Source organism: Chryseobacterium gleum (assembly GCF_900636535.1).
Lineage (GTDB): Bacteria > Bacteroidota > Bacteroidia > Flavobacteriales > Weeksellaceae > Chryseobacterium > Chryseobacterium gleum.
This window is the reverse complement of record NZ_LR134289.1, coordinates 1,434,454-1,451,746: the sequence shown is the minus strand read 5'-3', so window position 1 is coordinate 1,451,746 and position 17,293 is coordinate 1,434,454. Positions and strand designations below refer to the sequence as shown.

Genomic DNA, 17,293 nt, shown 5'->3' with positions numbered 1-17,293 from the left:
CAGAAACAATGAAAAAAGTATTGTATCTGGTGTGTACGGCACTGATGCTTGCCGTAGCACCGTCAGCAAAAGCCCAGTTTGTAGTTACTGACCCTGCAAACCTGGCTTCAGGAATTATCAACTCTGCGAACGAAATCATACAGACTTCTTCGACCGTGAGCAATGTGATAAAGAACTTCAACGAAGTGAAGAAAGTGTACGACCAGGGTAAGGAATATTATGACAAGCTGAAAGCCATCAACAACCTTGTGAAAGATGCCCGTAAGGTGCAACAAACGGTATTGTTGGTGGGCGATGTGTCTGAAATGTATGTGCAGAATTTTGGCAAGATGATGAACGACCCAAATTTCACACCGCAGGAATTAGTCGCCATCGGCAATGGTTATTCGGCACTGCTCAATGAAAGTACGGAACTGCTGAAAGAATTGAAGCAGATTATAACCTCTTCAAGCCTTTCGCTAAATGACAAAGAGCGTATGGATATTATTGACCGAGTGTACAAAGAAGTTAAGGATTACCACAGCCTTGTACGCTACTACACCAATAAGAACATTTCTGTAAGCTACCTAAGAGCGAAAAAGAAAAACGATGCCCAAAGAGTGCTTCAACTCTACGGAACTGCTAACCAAAAATACTGGTAAAAATGGAATGGGATAATCTTCACGAACTCCTGCGTTCGCTTTATGACGATATGATGCCGCTTGCAGGCGATATGGCGGCAGTAGCTAAGGGTTTGGCGGGATTGGGAGCATTGTTCTATGTGGCATTAAAGGTTTGGCAGGCTTTAAGCCGTGCCGAACCTATTGATATGTTCCCTTTGCTGCGCCCGTTCGCTTTAGGGCTTTGTATTATGTTCTTCCCGACCATCGTATTGGGAACCATCAATGCAGTATTAAGCCCGGTGGTAGTAGGAACCCACCAAATACTGGAAGACCAGGTGCTTGACCTGAACAAGCTGCAACAGCAGAAAGACCAGTTGGAATACGAGGCAATGGTAAGGAACCCCGAAACCGCCTATATGGTATCAGACGAAGAGTTTGATAAAAAACTGGACGAACTGGGATGGTCGCCCTCCGACATTGGAACAATGGCGGGTATGTATATGGACAGGCAAGCCTACAAGATAGAGAAAGCCATAAAGGATTGGTTTCGCAATCTATTGGAAATACTCTTTCAGGCGGCGGCTTTGGTCATTGATACCATACGAACGTTTTTCCTGATAGTCCTCTCCATACTCGGACCAATAGCCTTTGCTATTTCCGTATGGGACGGCTTTCAGTCCACGCTCTCGCAATGGCTCACGAGGTACGTCAGCGTTTACCTGTGGCTTCCTGTTTCGGACTTGTTCAGCTCAATGTTGGCAAGAATACAATCCCTCATTTTAGAAAGGGATATAGCAATGCTTGCCGACCCCACCTATATACCTGATACGAGCAATACCGTGTACATCATTTTTATGATTATCGGCATCATCGGGTACTTCACTATCCCGACAGTAACAGGTTGGGTAATCCAAGCCGGAGGCGCAGGAAACTTTACCCGCAATGTAAACTCCACAGCAATGAAAGCCGGAAACATCGCCGGAGCAGGCGCAGGCTCAACAGTTGGAAACATCGGCGGTAAACTGATGAATAAATAATCATTAATCATTCTAAAAAATGGAATTTAAAACGCTAAGAAATATCGAAAACAGCTTTAGGCAGATAAGATTATATGCCATTGTGTTTGCGGTTCTCTGCATTGGCGTGGTAGGATACGCCGTATGGCACTCCTACCGCTTTGCAGAAGAACAACGCCAAAAAATCTATGTACTGGATAACGGCAAATCCCTGATGCTTGCCTTGTCGCAGGATGCGAGCATCAACCGCCCGGTTGAAGCAAGGGAACACGTCAGGAGATTTCACGAACTGTTCTTTACCCTTGCCCCTGATAAAAACGCTATTGAAAGCAATATGGGCAGGGCATTCAACCTTGCCGATAAAAGTGCATTTGATTACTACAAAGACTTGTCGGAAAAGGGCTATTACAGCCGTATCATTTCAGGGAACGTGCAGCAACGCATAGAGGTGGATAGTGTGGTTTGCAATTTCGACAACTATCCCTATGCAGTGCGCACCTATGCCAAACAGTTCATCATCCGGTCAAGCAACGTAACCAGGCGTAACCTTATTACTACCTGCTATCTCGTCAACTCCGTTCGTTCCGACAATAATCCGCAGGGCTTCAATATTGAAAAATTTGCAGTCGTTGAAAACAGGGACATTGAAGTTATCGAACGCTAAAAACAATCTTATGGAAGCATTATCAGATTTAAACACGTTCGCAAAAATCCTTACTGACAAAGGATATAACGGGTATTTCCATACGCAGGGTGCGTATGCCGGAAAGCTGAAAGACAGCATCAGCGAATATCTCGAAAGTTGCCAAAAAGGTGCAGACAGTTTACCTAAACAGGACTTGTTGCTGACAGGCTACCTACAATGGTCGGGCGATGACAAGCCCCGTGTAGAATGCAATATGTGGGTAAAATACCTGAATGGCAAATTCTCTCTTAGCCGAATGGAAATAGCCAAGAAAGACGGCTTTGGGCAATTACTCAAAAAAACGGAACTGGCAAACCTGTCAGTCATATCCGCACCCAAATTAACGGAAGCGGTCGCACTGGTCAACAATGAGCCAAAGCAAAAGGCGGTTAAAAGTCCTAAACGTTTCAAGCTATAACACAGAAATAATATGGCTATGAAAAAATTAAGAGCAAATATGGACAGGTACTTTGACAAGTTGGACAAACGTTGGCAGGCATTACCCTTGCGCAAGCAACACCAATATACGCTGTACTTCTTTGTGGGTTACCTGCTGCTTACCGTAGCGGTCATTGGCAAAGTGATGTACGATACTTCAAAGTCCGGTCACGATATGGTCATTGAGCATATCGAAAACCCTGTCCTCAAAAGTAAAAACCCTGCAAGGTTGCAGGATAGTGTATCAACAATTTTAAAAAATCAGATTTATGAAAGAAAATGAGAACAAAAAATCGGTTGTTCGGGTAACCGAGGGAAGCCCGAAAGAAACCGCTGATGTGCTGCAAAACGGCACACAGAATAACAAGGAAAAGCTCAAAAAGCCTTTAATCTTTGGCTTAATGGCGATTGTCTTCGTGGGTTGTATGTACCTCATATTTAAACCGTCCGCAGATAAAAAGGCAATCGAAAACGTTGGGCTGAACGATGCCGTACCACAGGCTACGGGCGCAGGAATGCCTGCCGACAAAGGCAAGGCTTACGAGCAGGAAATGCTCGAACGTAAAGAGCAGGAAAAACGCAATGCCCTTGCAACGCTTTCTGATTACTGGAATACGGAAGATAAGAAAGAGCCGACCGATGAGCAGTTTCCTGACGATGAGGAAAGCAACGGCTTTGGCGGTGGTGGCAGAAATTCGGGAAGAAGCGGCAACCCTGCTTTGAACAGCTATCGAAATACCCAAAGCGCATTGAGTTCCTTTTATCAGGATGATAACGCTGAAACAATGGAACTCCGTAAGCAAGTGGACGAACTTAAAGCAAAGTTGTCGGAAAAAGATGTGCCACCTGTGGCCACCGTTGACGACCAACTCAAATTAATGGAGAAATCCTATGAAATGGCAGCAAAATATCTTCCGCAAAATGCCAATACCGGAAACGCTGCTCCTGCCAACGGTGCAACTCCTGCTGCTGCGGGTGCTAATCAAAAAGAGCAATTTGTATCGTTCACGCCCACAAGAAAGAACATCGTATCAGCCCTGTACCGTGAACCGTCGGACAGTGCCTTTGCAGCCGATTGGAGCCAAACAAAAAACAGGGGGTTTTATACCGCAGGTTCTACCGAACAGGCAATACAACCTAAAAACAGTATCAAAGCCTGTGTACACGAAGCCCAAACGGTAGTTGGCGAAACGGGTGTGCGTTTACGACTGTTAGAGCCTGCTAAAACCCCGCAACGTACCATACCAAAAGGAACGATTGTAACAGCTAATGCAAAATTTCAGAATGGCAGGCTACAATTAAAAGTTACCTCCGTAGAACTGGAGGGCAATATCATTCCGGTAGATATAACCATTTACGATTTGGACGGACAGCAAGGCTTGTACGTTCCGTATTCGCCCGAAATGAACGCCCTTACCGAAATGGCGGGCAATATGAGCCAGACAGGAGGAACAAGCGTAATGCTTACGCAGAATGCCGGACAACAGGTTGCCGCAGACTTAAGCCGTGGCGTGGTACAGGGTATTTCGGGCTATTTCGCCAAGAAAGTAAGAACGCCAAAAGTTACACTCAAAGCAGGCTATCAGGTCTTCCTTGTATCTAAAAAATAATGTTGAACTCAAATAAATAAAACAATGAAAAATCATTTAAAAACCTTTTGGGCAATTGCCCTGATACTCGGCTTTGCCGTAACAACTTATGCACAGGATAGTGCAACTGCAAAAACACCGCTTGCATTGGGCAAGATAGAACCGTATCGTATGGAAGTTACCTACGATAAAACTTCGCACCTGATTTTCCCGACCGCCATCCGTTACGTGGATTTGGGCAGCGAATACCTGATTGCAGGTAAGGCTGAAGATGCCGAAAACGTATTGCGTGTAAAGGCATCGGTAAGGGACTTTGAGCCGGAAACGAATTTTTCCGTTATCACGAATGACGGGCGTTTTTACAGCTTCAACGTGTATTACAGTTCCTACCCGGAGGCATTAAGCTACGACCTGCTCACAATGCAAAAAGCGGTGGATAAAGCCAACGGTAACGATGTGCTTTTTGAGGAACTGGGTAACAATTCTCCCTCACTGGCAGGCTTGCTACTGGAAACCATTTACAAGAAAGACAAGCGCATTGTAAAGCATATCGGGGCTAAGAGTTTCGGCATTCAGTTTATCCTCAAAGGCATCTACATCCACAACGGTAAATACTATTTCCATACGGAATTGAGAAACCGTACCAATGTGCCGTTTCAGATTGATTTTATCAATTTCAAAGTGGTGGATAAAAAGGTAGCCAAACGTACCGTAGTGCAGGAACATCCTTTAACGCCTTTGAGAACTTACAAGCCATTGGACGGCATTGCCGGAAAATCGACCGAACAAAACGTGTTCCTGTTAGACCAGTTTACCATTGCCGATGATAAGGTGCTGCTGATTGAGATTTTCGAGAAGAACGGGGGCAGACATCAAACATTGCAGGTCGAAAATTCCGATTTAATCAAAGCTCGTTTGATTGACGATATGTACCTGAAATTTTAATAACCCTTTAAAGCAATAACAAGAAAATGAAAAAGTATATCTATACCGTGCTGCTTGTCCTGATAGGCATTACGGCTGCACAGGCGCAAAGGATGCTGCCGAAGCAGAAAGGATTGGAAATAAGTGCAGGTGTAATGTCAAATGATAAGATTGGCAATGATTACTACATCAGCGCAGCAATGACGGTAAACGGTAAGAACGGCAACTATCAGCTTTGGGCGTTGGAATATACCCACCAGTACCACGAGTATAAAGACCTCCGCATACCGCAGGAAACCTATTCCGCAGAGGGTGGTTACAGCTTCTTCCTGTTAGGCGATGCCCGTAAGAACATTACGCTGAACTTCGGAATAACAGGCGTAGTCGGTTATGAAAGCATTAACCGTGGCGAAGCGATGTTGTATGACGGAGCGAAAATATTGAGTGAGGACAACTTCATCTATGGAGCTGGCGGACGGCTCACTTTTGAAATCTACCTGTCAGACCGATTTGTGTTAGTCCTACAAGGACGTACAAAGATTTTGTGGGGTACAGACTTGGAACAGTTCCGTCCGTCCGTAGGTGTGGGATTAAGGTTTAATTTTTAAAACGTAAAACAATGATAGGAATATTTAATAAATTCAGAATAGGTTTACTGCCGATATATGTATTGCTGGCAATCCTCACAGCTTCGGTTACGTTGGTATCTTGTAGCAAAGATGATGAACTCGAAATACAGAACGATTTTCCTTTTGAGGTCAACGTGATGCCAGTGCCTAAAGAGGTTGCCAATGGGCAGACCGTAGAGATACGCATTACCATACAGCGAACAGGCAATTACAGCAATACGCAATATTTTCTCCGCTACTTCCAATTTGACGGACAGGGAACACTTAGATATTACGATGAACCGCCTTACCTGCCGAACGATTTGTATTCGTTACCAACTGAACAATTCAGGTTGTATTACACTTCCACGTCCACCGTATCACAGTCCTTTGAGGTTTGGATTTCGGATAGCTTCGGGAACGAAAAGCAATTGAGCTTTCAGTTTAATAGTAGCGATTAAGTGCAACATAAGCGAAGATAAAAACCGACTTTACAGGTCGGTTTTTTGCTTTTCGACTTTCGGCATAGGATGTTTTTGTTTAATTTTACTTGATATAATTATAATCAATATGGATGCGGTTACTGCTCAATTAGTGCTTGGTATTATTCCGCTTGTTATCGGGATAGGGCTTATCTATTGGATAAGCCGCAGGAAATTTTACAGACGTAATGCTGTAGGTGCGGAGGGTTTTTCGAGCTTTGAAGCATCTGTATTTATCCGTTTTATAGAACGTGTTGGCAAGTGGATTGCCTACGCTTTGATTATTATCGGTATTCTTTTCATTTGGTCGTATTCGCAAATGAAAAAAGATAGAGAGAAAAAACAACAGGAAGTAAAAACGGAACAACAACGATAACTAAGCCTATTAGCTTTAAAAACCAAAATAAAGTTTGCGAGGCAGCACAATCAATTTTTATCTAACTTTGCAGAATGAAATTTATATCTTTAATATTAGCCGTCTATGTATTGCTGTTATCAGCCGTACCGACTTTTATTGAGGATAAATGTATGCAGGAACATACCACCGAGCAAGGACAAAACGAACAGGACGACCAAGATTGCAATAAGGGATGTTGTTCGCCATTTTTTAGCTGTAATACCTGTACAGGATTTGTTTTAACTACTTTTCATTTCTCTATCACACATTCAGTAAAAGAACCGCAAAGAAAATTAGGCACAATGCCAACACCACCTATTTCTGATTTTCCCTTTTCCGTTTGGCATCCCCCACAACTTGCTTAATGTATAGTGCTTTCGGCACAAACTAATTGCAAGTGGTGTATCGCACCACTATCATTTATTTATTCACATTAAGTATCATTTTTACAATGAAAAAAATACTCATTGTGTCATTTTTTATGGCACTCAACCTTTGTGTATATGCACAAAATACATTCAAAGCTGTAATAAAAGACAGCGAGAAAAAAGAGCCTTTAATGGGTGTAACTGCACAGATTACAGGCACAACAATCGGAACAACTTCCGATGAAAACGGACAAATCATATTAACAGGTATTCCAAACGGTTTACAGGAAATTCAATTTAGTTATATTGGTTTTGCCCAACGTACCGACAGCTTTAATTTTCCGTTAGCAGATACAACCCCGATTGAGATTTTACTTTATGAAAGTTCAACGGAGTTAGACGGTATTGTTATTTCATCAACAAGAAGTACAAGAACTATACAAAATATCCCTACACGCATTGAGTTTATAGGAAGTGAGGAGTTAGACGAAAAAGGCAATATGAAAGCAGGGGATATTCGTATGCTTTTGAGTGAGAGTACAGGTATTCACGTACAAACCACATCGCCCACAAGTGCCAACGCAAGTATTCGTATTCAAGGGCTTGACGGACGATATACGCAAATTTTAAAAGACGGTTTTCCTATTTATTCGGGTGCTTCAAGTGGGTTAGGCTTGTTGCAAATTCCACCGCTTGACTTAAAGCAGGTTGAAGTTATTAAGGGTTCAACATCTACGCTGTACGGTGGTGGAGCAATAGCAGGTTTGGTAAACCTGATTTCCAAGACACCAACGGAAGAAAGGGATTTGCGTTTTCATTTAAACGGAACATCGGGCAGAGGTTTAGACATCAACGGTTTTTACGGACAGAAGTTTAAGAAAATCGGAACAACAATATTTGCTTCGCATAATCGTAATGGAGCTTACGACCCTGCACAAATCGGGCTTTCTGCCATTCCTAAATTTGAAAGGTATGTACTGAACCCTAAATTATTTGTTTACTTCAATGATAAAACAAAAATGAACTTTGGTATTAACACCACCATTGAAAACCGTTTGGGTGGCGATATGCTTTACATCAAAGGCAAAGGCGATAACACACACCAATATTTTGAAGAAAACAAAACACAACGCTATTCTACCCAATTTGTTTTTGACCATACTGTAAACGAAAACAGTTTTGTACAGATAAAGAACAGCGTAAGTTATTTTAACCGCAATACAGCTATTCCCAATTACGAGTTTGAGGGAACACAAACAGCCACTTTTACGGAAGCAAGCTATACCCACAGCAAAGAAAAATCAGAATGGGTAACAGGCGTTAATGTTTGGACGGACAATTTTAAAGAAAAGCAGATTACCGCATTTCCTTTGAGAGATTACAACCAAACCACATTCGGGGCTTTCGTTCAAAATTCTTTTAAGGCTACGGATTGGCTTCAATTAGAGACAGGTTTAAGAACAGATTACGTGATAGATTATGGAGCTGTTTTTTTGCCAAGAGTATCGGCATTGTTTAAGATTGCAAACGGATTGACTTCACGTATCGGGGGCGGATTTGGCTACAAAACACCAACCATTTTTACCGAAGAAAGCGAACGCATACAATATCAAAACGTAATGCCTATTGATGATAATACCAATAAATTAGAAAAGAGCTACGGAGCAAATGCTGACATAAATTACCGTACTAATATTGGCGATGATTGGACATTTAGCATAAATCATTTATTCTTTTACACCTATTTGGATAACCCTTTGTTGCTTCAAAATATAACTGCAAATACTTATCAGTTCATCAATTCATCGGGCTACATTCATACCAAAGGAACAGAAACAAATATCAAAATCGGTTATGATGATTTTAAATTGTTTTTGGGCTACACTTTTACCGATACCCGATTGATTGAAAACGGAACAAATACCGAAAATCCACTAACACCAAAACACCGCATTAACTCTGTACTTATGTATGAAATAGAGGATAAATGGAAAATCGGTTTGGAAGCCTATTATTTTAGTCCGCAAAAGCTCAATGACGGAACAACAGGAAAAGACTATGTTATATGTGGCTTTATGGCTGAAAAAATTTGGGAACGGTTTTCTTTGTACATCAACTTTGAAAATTTCTTTGATACAAGACAGACACGTTTCGACAACATTTATACAGGTACAATAACCAACCCTGTTTTTAAAGACATCTATGCACCATTAGACGGATTTGTAATTAACGGAGGAATAAAATTTAGACTTTAAGAAGATGAATAAAACCATATTTAATATAACAAAAATGGATTGCCCAAGTGAGGAGCAATTAATCCGTATGAAACTGCAAAACTTTGATACGGTAAAGTCATTGGAATTTGATATTCCCAATAGAAAACTAAATGTTTACCATAGTGGAAACCCAGAGCCGATTTTTTCAGCTTTGGAAACCTTGAACCTAAATACAACGCTGATTTCAACCGAAGAAACTAACGGAGTTGTTGAAACAGATACAAGCAATAGCCAACGGAAACTACTATGGACGGTATTGATTATCAATTTCGTTTTCTTTGGATTGGAAATGTTGTTCGGTATTTTTTCCAACTCAATGGGATTGGTAGCGGATAGCTTGGATATGCTTGCCGATAGCATCGTTTACGCATTGGCTTTGTTTGCTGTTGGGGGTACGATTGCAAGAAAAAACAATATCGCCAAATTTGCAGGTTACTTTCAAATCCTGTTAGCCGTTATCGGTTTTGTTGAAGTTATCAGACGTTTTATCGGAATAGAAGCGATGCCCGATTTCAAAACAATGATTATTGTTTCTGTTTTGGCATTGATAGCCAACGTACTTTGTCTTTACCTGTTGCAAAAGAACAAAAGCAAAGAAGCACATATGCAGGCTTCGATGATTTTCACGTCAAACGATGTTATAATCAATTCGGGAGTTATCGTTGCAGGTTTTTTGGTTCATTGGCTTAATTCAAACTATCCCGATTTGATTATCGGAGCTATTGTATTTGTGGTTGTGGCAAGGGGAGCGTATAGAATATTGAAATTGGCGAAGTAGAACCGCAATAAATCACAGCCTCGGTTTTTTCGGGGCTTTTTTATACCAATCCCTACTATACAATGCCAAATACTGCCTTTCAAAGCCAATCAATACCACATTTTCCAACCTTGCAATATGCCTTTATAAATTCGACTTCCACAGAAAAATTGAGCAGACTATGGAAGTTATCGCTATACAAAAATCCGCATTGGACGGAATGAAGAATGAGCTAAGGGAACTTTTGGAAATGACCGAAAATGCCACGAGGAAATACACGCCGATTTTCAAAAAGGAGAAATGGCTCGATAACCAGGAAGTGTGTTTGATGATGAACATTACCAAACGGACTTTGCAGACCTATAAGGACAAAGGCTTATTGCCTTATTCCAAACTGAACCGTAAAAATTATTATAAACTCTCGGACATACAGGCTTTGCTCAAAGCCGGGCAGCCCTACAATACAAACGACAATGGACTTATTAACGAATGACACCGAAGAAATCATCGCCCATCAGGAGATGATAATGCAGTTGCGAAACCGTATCGAAGAAATATTAAAAAACTATCGTCCTGTAATGAACGGAGAAATTTATTTGTCGGGCGAAGATGTGTGCGAACTGCTCCATATCAGCAAACGGACTTTACAGCAATACCGTGATGATAATATCCTGCCTTATATACAGATAGGGGGCAAAATAATTTATAAGGAGAGTGATATTCTGACAATCCTGGAACGGAACTATATCTCCAATAATACAAATAACAAATAGCCAATTTTAGTACAGATTAATACTTTCGTATCAGAACGAGTTTAGTATCTTTGCTTTTGAAAATATAGAAATACTTAAAGTGTTTTTGCTTTAAGTCCCACATTGAAAACTGGTAATTTTTAAGACAACGGGACAGATAAGTAGGAACGCTCACGTTATAGGCGTGGGCGCTCGCTTATTCGTTGTCGGGTATACCAGTGCCTCAATGTCGGTAAGTGTGGTTGCCTGCGCTTTCTTTTTTGTGCAGGGCTACACTAACATTAAAACTGGTAGTATGGAAACTGTAAATACCCCTAAAGCAATCGGCATTGCATTTATCAACGATAAACGCCTAATAGTTGATTTAGCCTATAACGACCTTGTCACTTCAGGAATTGACGTATTGTTCCGTTCGGAAGACATTAAAGACGGAATATCTCAACTGTCTGCATTAAAGGAACTTCCCCAAATTTGTATTATTGACCTTGATTTTTACGATAAGAATGTGCTGGCACAGCTTCAAGAACTAAGGACACTATACCCAATCATTAAACTGATTGGGCATAGTGATATTGATGCTGAAAAAGTCGTAAAATCTCTTTTGGAAATGGGTTTTATGGGCTATTTGCTTATTGGTAGCGATGTGTATGATTTTAAGAAAGCCATTGAGGTTGTTACTAATGGTGGTAAATATTTTAGTGTGGGAATAGCAAAATTTGCACAGGAATACTTTACTAATAACTAAGATTGCTTTTTTAAATCTGTAATTTTTATTTGGACAATATTGTTGTTATTTATTCCAAGTTGCAATAGTGTTTCTTTATGTGCTTGCTTCTCAAGCTCACTGTAATACGAAACATTCCAAATTACATTTTCATTTAGTTTGGCTTTTAATACCTCAAAATATTTTAAATCTACTTCTGAAATAGAATGCCCTAAGACAATAACTTTTTCAACTTCAGTAAGATTGGTAAAAAAAACAATATTGTTTTCGATAATTGAAGCCGTATTTTTAAATGCCTTTGTATAATAAGATAGTATTTCTTGTTTGGCACTTTCATAAGAATAGTCATATTCATCAGCCTTTTGCTCACGCCATTCGTATAATTCTTCTTCGCTTAATCCTTGTGGCGGTTCTTCTTCTTTCTCATCAAAATTTGCAGGGTCAGTTCCGTGTCCTAAAATAAGAGTACAATTGTCTATATCTGCTCTGTTATGAATATAGGTTATTCGTTCTTCGGGAATGCCGTAGCTTTCCTGTAGTGTTTTAGTATAATTGAAATTTAAAAAATGGCTATCGTCTTCTAAGTCAATTAGCACATCATCAGAAATACTTTCGTATTTGACTTCAAGAATAAACTTATTAAAGTCGCTAATTAGAGTGGTCGTTAAATCCTTAATGATTTCTTCCATCTCTATCTGATAACTATGCCAATCTCTATCTCGAAAATCTTCAGCACCAGGGCGAGCAATTAAGTCGGAATTATCGTCCAATACCGATAAATAATCCAAGTCAGCTAAGGCTTGCTCAAATCTTGACCATAACGCATACTCTTCATCTGTCAATTCAGGATTTGTAATATCAGGAAGTCCATAATAATTTAATAAGAGTTCATAAACCTCACTATCATTTTCAGCCAAGTAGTTTGCAAAACTTTGATACCTTGTGTCTAATTTATGATGGATGTCAAATCCATTACCAATAACGTATAATGTTTTCATTAATTCAGTTGTTTAATCTATTTTTTGGGTTATAAACCACTTCGTTTTCCAAATATCGGGCTTAACTTATCCCAAAATTGCTGTTCAAGAATTTCGACAATGAAACGTTCAATAATTTCATTGCTTTCTGAAATGACTTCGTATGCAAAAATATTCAAATCGTATTCTAAACAATTGTCCCACTTGCATAAATGCAAACTATAAACCCGATTTCCTTCTGTGCCAAGATGGTTCTTAATTCTTGTCTTGAAATCAGTCGTTGAGCTTCCAACATATAATATATCTGATGAAGTCTTGTTGTACCGGGAAAGGTTAACACGGTCTTTATTCTTTACTTTTAGCTTATTTGCTGATTGATAATCTTCAAAATAATCAATCAGCGTGCTTAAAATTTTCGGGGATTTAATCTGAATAATATAAATGAGTGGATTGTCGCTTTTAGGAATTTTATGCAAATAATTTGAGAGCGTTTTCCTATCTCTATATTCCGATGAATGAAAGGAAATTTCACAGAACGGTCTAACTGTTATTTTTGAAATTTGCTTGGCTATATTCAATGCAAACTCTTCAGATTGCTTTACAATATGTTCACTGTCAATTTTCATTAAATAATTTTCTTTCTTTTTAAGGTGTTCAATTTTACTTTTTCTCTACTTAATTCGTCATCCCAAAAAAACACTGCCGATTGATGATTTCTATTTTGCGATGAGGGATAAATAATCCCCGATATTTTATTCTTCCTATTTTTATTGAATGGATACCTTAAAAATTCAGTCACAACTTGAGTTGGAACGTATTCGGTATGTTCTTTACCATCCTTAATAATTTGTTGCGTTATATCCCTTACAAATGAGTATAGAAATAAAATAAGGTAATATCGTTTCTTGTCCTTAATGCCGAAAATACTTGGAATTTTTGGGAGCTTATTAAAATCAACAACAACCTGATTTTCTAAGGTTTCAAATTCCGCAATCGTTACATACCTTTTGTATTTATCTGTCCTGCTTATTGTTTCTAAAATTGCTGTATCATCATCAAAAGCGGAATAAAACATTGATATTCCTGAAGGGCTAAACCTATTTGGATAAATTGCTTTTTTGTTAGGGGGAGCAGTGATTTCGTTAAAATCTATAATTTTTGTTTTGAAGTCGTGTTGTCTACAACGATAAAGTTTTGTTCCTGCCGGGATAATCCTGATTATATTTAATTTTGATATAAGTTTACCAACCTCTTGTAGTATTTGCAAGGCTTTAGGAAGGCTGCTGTCTGCTGATGAAAAAAGGTAGCGGGATTTATGTTTGATGATTTCTTTAAAGTAATTCCACTGAAATTCTAAATCATCTTTAATATTGTCGTAATACAGGTCAGGTTGAGCCCAAGCAATATCTTCAATTGAATTAACAATATCTTCAATAACCTCAAAAGGTTCAGCATTTAACTCTATGTGTTCTTGTATAAGTTCGTCAGGGGTATAGATTTCTCCAAGATAACCTCCCTCTCTTGAATTGTAACTCATAAAGTTGGCGGCATCTTCATAGAAATTTGAAATACCATCCATAATAAATTCCATTAAATCTTCAAGAGAAACTACTTTTAGTTCCTTAGCGCAATAATCACAATAACCATCGTGATAGTTTTGCCTAATAAAGCGATTAATGCTTTTATCATCAAAATGTTTGATACAAATATTCTTATCTGGAATATTGCTTAAATTTCTACTTTCTAATTCAAGCCATCTCTGTTTAACTCCTCCCATATATTAATTTGCAGTTTTTGCTATAAAACAAATTTAGCAAATTTAAAAAAGTGCATTAACCCAGATTTATGAAAATTCAAAATCAATTAGTCAGTGTCTTTTCTTTGTTCGCTGATTAAGAAAGGAAGTTATTATTATTATTATTATTATTATTATTATTATTATTATTATTATTATTATTATTATTATTATTATTATTATTATTATTATTAACCAATCATTGGGATAATGAATATCCCAAACAATAACGCTGCAACCTGTTTGGTAAAATGGAGAAGAAAAAGGAATTGTGTAGTGGTGCATTTTACTAAAGGGGATTGCTCCCATTTAAAGCAAAAAGACTGCCCGACCATCGGGAGGATCTGTCTTTTTGCCGCCCGACTTTTTGGGTCGTACGGTGTTTTAATTTTTCGGCTTGTTTAACTGTTCTCTTAAAGCTATTAATTTCTTGTGCATATCTGTCCAATATGCCTGCCTTTCCTTGTCGCTTTTCACAGGTGGATTATGCGGATATTCTTTATACCACCCAGTTTGTTGAATAGCTTTTTTAAGGTCAGTAACCTCAATCCAGTTCCCGTTTTTATCTCTAATTTTCATTGTGCTGAATTTTAGCATTAGCCATTTTACGCTCTAACAATGTGTCGAGAATTTCCCACTCGCTGTCATACTCCTTGCCCTCAAAATGGTAGGTATCTGTTTCCTCGTCTAATTCGTAACTGTCAAAGTCCTGGCTATCTAAGCAGGTGTCGTTTAGTATGCCGTTTTCAAATATTGCCTGACCATATACTAAGCATCCTAATTCCTCATAGTCCTGTGTGAAATTCACTTTGAAATGTTCGGCTATCTGCTTTACCGCTTCCGTGTTTGGCGACCATTTTGTTTCATACTGAAACACGCCCGCACTTTCATTATCCTGACTGATATTGTAGAAATAATCTCCGTGCGTGTCCTGTACGAAATCGGGTAATTGCCCGCAGTCGTCTTTATGTTCCTGTTCAGCCATTGATTTGAATAGCTGTGTTATCTGTTCGATTGCTTCGGGTGTTCCCTCAAAAATAACCCAGTTGTTGCACCAATTAGCCATAATTATTTATCGTTTAAGGTTATCTGTAAAAATTTGTCGCTCCCGAAAAGCAGGTGTATCGCCTGTTTTAATTGCGGGTCGCATTGTGCATCATCTGTATATTCAATCAGGCAGTGAATAGCGAAAATTGAATTGTGTCCGTCAAAAAAATGGTCTGTAAACCAGTTCGGGCGTTTCCAAAGAGGTTCATTTTGGGCTGTTCCTTTTTGTGCATTCTGCACAAGCCTGTACCAAAATTCAGCGGTGAAAAATCCCTTTTGATACCAACCCTCACGGAATGCTGTTTCATTTTGCAGGAAGTAGTCGCATTGCGTTTTTATAGCGTTTTGCAGGTTCTCCAGTTCTGCGGGAAAAAGTTTGCACAACAAGCCCGCTTTATCGAGGTTGTCCATTTTATCTAATGCTTTCATATCTTTTATTTTTAGTAGGCGACCACCTTTGCAGGCAGTCGCCTTTGATGATTAATTGAAGTTGAAAATCTCTGCTCCTGAATAGGCAAAGTCTGTACACAGTTCAAAGGCTTTTTGTGTCTTTAGCTGTGCTGTACCGCCCATTACAATGGATTGTAGTTTGGCTTCGCCATCCCTGTAATTGCGTACATTCTGAAAGTAACCTGTAACGGCATTGTAAGTCCCGAATAATGTGCCTTTGGTAGTTGCCATTTGTTGGGTGTCGCTTATCATAGCGTATTCAAAGGCATCATCTACGGTGTTTTTGAACACGGTGGAAACTTCATCTTCCGCACCTTTTTTGAGCAGGTTAAACGTTTCTTTGTTCGGGCAAAGTGCCAACTGGATTAGCTTTCTTACTTCTCGGTCTGTTACCCTTACTTTAGCCCAGTCATTAAAAATGTTCTCTAACTGTGTGCTTAGGGTGTTGGCAAGTCCCATAACCTTGTGAGCGTTTTCAAGGCGTTGTTTTGCTCCTGACGTGTGTTTGATACGCACTACGTTGGTCATACTCCGCAATGAAGCGTTAAGGGTGTTTTGGCATACGATACGGATAGGGGTAAATGCTGCGGTAATACTTCCGCTACCGTCGTGGCTTGTGGTTAAGAAAATGTACTTTTCTGTTACGTCGTCGCCGTTACCTACACGGATATAGTCGGGTAGCTTGGCAGTGATAAAAATGCGTTCCCCGTTGCCCAATGCCCCTGCGGTTTCGTACAATATTCCCTCGCCTCCACCTACAATAGCATCAAAGAAATTAAATGCCTCACGGTTTTGTACGATATGGTAGTCTTTGCCTACTACGCCTAACGGTGTATTGGTGTCGGTGCGAAGTGTGGCGAAACTGTTAGGTACTAAGATGTCGTTGGCTTCAATCAGTTCTCCGCTGTCGCCTATGCTCATTGTTCTGCCCTGTGTAAACAGTGGGGATTTGATAACCTCGTAATCTAAACCTGCGTGTACTATTGCTTCCTCGCTTGTTGGGTACTGCTCTACGATTTGCCCCAAACCGTGCCACGCTTTTTGTTGAACGCTGAAGAATGAATGACGTCCTGTTTGCTCGTTGAAATTGATGTTGTGTGCCATAATGCTAAAATTTTGATGTTTGAAAAATGTTATTTACTCACTCGCTTTCCTCGTTTCCCGCTTCCTGTTGTGGTTTGCTCCGCTTCGCTTCGCATAAATTTTTCCAAAAGAAAAACCGGAAAAAAGAAAGCAGATAATCCAAGCGGGCTAAGCGGAAAACCAAAAGGAAACGGAATAAGTCCCGGAGGGTGGCAAGGCAACACACAGCAATTCGGCGAAGCCAGCATTTTGCCTTGCCATTATGCCGTAGTCTTTTGGTTGGGCGTGTGGGGTGGCTGCCCGCTATAACTTAGCTGCCTTTT

General features: G+C 39.8%; 23 protein-coding genes. 16 read left to right on the top strand and 7 right to left on the bottom strand.

Features of this window, described 5'->3' with window-relative positions; genetic code table 11:
* Positions 1–8 precede the first annotated feature (8 nt).
* The 16 genes from EL165_RS06625 (at position 9) to EL165_RS06550 (ending at position 11,639) form a co-directional block, all read left to right on the top strand.
* Positions 9–641 carry a DUF4141 domain-containing protein gene (locus EL165_RS06625; RefSeq protein ID WP_002978496.1) on the top strand — a complete coding sequence of 211 codons (633 nt, stop codon included), beginning with the start codon at positions 9–11 and terminating at the stop codon, positions 639–641.
* A gap of 2 nt (positions 642–643) precedes the next feature.
* Entirely contained in the window at positions 644–1,639 is a 996-nt protein-coding gene (gene traJ, locus EL165_RS06620) for a conjugative transposon protein TraJ (RefSeq protein WP_002978499.1), read from the top strand.
* A gap of 19 nt (positions 1,640–1,658) precedes the next feature.
* On the top strand, positions 1,659–2,282 hold the full coding sequence (gene traK / locus EL165_RS06615) for a conjugative transposon protein TraK (RefSeq protein WP_002978501.1): 624 nt from the start codon (positions 1,659–1,661) through the stop codon (positions 2,280–2,282).
* A complete protein-coding gene (locus tag EL165_RS06610) occupies positions 2,263–2,721 on the top strand; it encodes a hypothetical protein (RefSeq protein ID WP_228370513.1) in 459 nt (152 codons plus the stop codon). The genes traK and EL165_RS06610 overlap by 20 nt, the downstream gene beginning before the upstream one ends.
* A gap of 39 nt (positions 2,722–2,760) precedes the next feature.
* Complete coding sequence (locus EL165_RS06605) at positions 2,761–3,024, top strand: nitrogen regulatory IIA protein (RefSeq protein ID WP_228370514.1); 264 nt, start codon at positions 2,761–2,763, stop codon at positions 3,022–3,024.
* Positions 3,011–4,351, top strand: coding sequence for a conjugative transposon protein TraM (traM, locus tag EL165_RS06600; RefSeq protein ID WP_002978507.1), 1,341 nt, complete (start codon positions 3,011–3,013; stop codon positions 4,349–4,351). The genes EL165_RS06605 and traM overlap by 14 nt, the downstream gene beginning before the upstream one ends.
* A 24-nt stretch (positions 4,352–4,375) precedes the next feature.
* Positions 4,376–5,275: a conjugative transposon protein TraN gene (gene traN / locus EL165_RS06595; protein ID WP_002978509.1), complete on the top strand. Its 900-nt coding sequence runs from the start codon at positions 4,376–4,378 to the stop codon at positions 5,273–5,275.
* A 26-nt stretch (positions 5,276–5,301) separates the two neighbouring features.
* Positions 5,302–5,862 carry a conjugal transfer protein TraO gene (locus tag EL165_RS06590; protein WP_002978511.1) on the top strand — a complete coding sequence of 187 codons (561 nt, stop codon included), beginning with the start codon at positions 5,302–5,304 and terminating at the stop codon, positions 5,860–5,862.
* Between the two features lie 11 nt (positions 5,863–5,873).
* The gene (locus EL165_RS06585; protein ID WP_002978513.1) at positions 5,874–6,323 is read left to right on the top strand and encodes a DUF3872 domain-containing protein; all 450 of its coding nucleotides are present in this window, start codon (positions 5,874–5,876) and stop codon (positions 6,321–6,323) included.
* A 109-nt stretch (positions 6,324–6,432) separates the two neighbouring features.
* Positions 6,433–6,720, top strand: coding sequence for a hypothetical protein (locus EL165_RS06580; RefSeq protein ID WP_002978515.1), 288 nt, complete (start codon positions 6,433–6,435; stop codon positions 6,718–6,720).
* Between the two features lie 74 nt (positions 6,721–6,794).
* Entirely contained in the window at positions 6,795–7,106 is a 312-nt protein-coding gene (locus EL165_RS06575) for a hypothetical protein (RefSeq protein WP_002978517.1), read from the top strand.
* Positions 7,107–7,192: 86 nt separating this feature from the next.
* Positions 7,193–9,364 carry a TonB-dependent receptor gene (locus tag EL165_RS06570; protein WP_002978519.1) on the top strand — a complete coding sequence of 724 codons (2,172 nt, stop codon included), beginning with the start codon at positions 7,193–7,195 and terminating at the stop codon, positions 9,362–9,364.
* Positions 9,365–9,368: 4 nt separating this feature from the next.
* The gene (locus tag EL165_RS06565; protein WP_002978521.1) at positions 9,369–10,163 is read left to right on the top strand and encodes a cation efflux transmembrane domain-containing protein; all 795 of its coding nucleotides are present in this window, start codon (positions 9,369–9,371) and stop codon (positions 10,161–10,163) included.
* A gap of 160 nt (positions 10,164–10,323) precedes the next feature.
* Complete coding sequence (locus EL165_RS06560; protein WP_002978523.1) at positions 10,324–10,635, top strand: helix-turn-helix domain-containing protein; 312 nt, start codon at positions 10,324–10,326, stop codon at positions 10,633–10,635.
* Complete coding sequence (locus tag EL165_RS06555; protein ID WP_002978525.1) at positions 10,616–10,915, top strand: helix-turn-helix domain-containing protein; 300 nt, start codon at positions 10,616–10,618, stop codon at positions 10,913–10,915. Before EL165_RS06560 ends, EL165_RS06555 begins: the two co-directional genes overlap by 20 nt.
* A 274-nt stretch (positions 10,916–11,189) precedes the next feature.
* A complete protein-coding gene (locus EL165_RS06550) occupies positions 11,190–11,639 on the top strand; it encodes an ANTAR domain-containing protein (protein WP_034722103.1) in 450 nt (149 codons plus the stop codon).
* Here the strand turns inward: EL165_RS06550 and EL165_RS06545 are convergent.
* From EL165_RS06545 to EL165_RS06515, 7 genes are all read right to left on the bottom strand, one after another.
* A complete protein-coding gene (locus EL165_RS06545) occupies positions 11,636–12,616 on the bottom strand; it encodes a bacteriophage abortive infection AbiH family protein (RefSeq protein WP_002978529.1) in 981 nt (326 codons plus the stop codon). The two genes, EL165_RS06550 and EL165_RS06545, sit on opposite strands and share 4 nt — an antisense overlap.
* A 29-nt stretch (positions 12,617–12,645) precedes the next feature.
* Positions 12,646–13,221: a hypothetical protein gene (locus EL165_RS06540; protein WP_002978531.1), complete on the bottom strand. Its 576-nt coding sequence runs from the start codon at positions 13,219–13,221 to the stop codon at positions 12,646–12,648.
* Positions 13,221–14,372: a HEPN-associated N-terminal domain-containing protein gene (locus EL165_RS06535; protein ID WP_002978533.1), complete on the bottom strand. Its 1,152-nt coding sequence runs from the start codon at positions 14,370–14,372 to the stop codon at positions 13,221–13,223. Before EL165_RS06535 ends, EL165_RS06540 begins: the two co-directional genes overlap by 1 nt.
* Before the next feature lie 402 nt (positions 14,373–14,774).
* Positions 14,775–14,969 (bottom strand): hypothetical protein, encoded by a 195-nt coding sequence (locus EL165_RS06530; RefSeq protein WP_002978537.1) that lies wholly within the window; start codon positions 14,967–14,969, stop codon positions 14,775–14,777.
* On the bottom strand, positions 14,959–15,456 hold the full coding sequence (locus EL165_RS06525) for a DUF1281 family ferredoxin-like fold protein (protein WP_002978538.1): 498 nt from the start codon (positions 15,454–15,456) through the stop codon (positions 14,959–14,961). The genes EL165_RS06530 and EL165_RS06525 overlap by 11 nt, the downstream gene beginning before the upstream one ends.
* 2 nt (positions 15,457–15,458) lie before the next feature.
* Positions 15,459–15,866, bottom strand: coding sequence for a hypothetical protein (locus EL165_RS06520; RefSeq protein ID WP_002978541.1), 408 nt, complete (start codon positions 15,864–15,866; stop codon positions 15,459–15,461).
* 51 nt (positions 15,867–15,917) lie between these two features.
* The gene (locus EL165_RS06515; protein WP_002978543.1) at positions 15,918–16,991 is read right to left on the bottom strand and encodes a DUF932 domain-containing protein; all 1,074 of its coding nucleotides are present in this window, start codon (positions 16,989–16,991) and stop codon (positions 15,918–15,920) included.
* Positions 16,992–17,293: the final 302 nt, after the last annotated feature.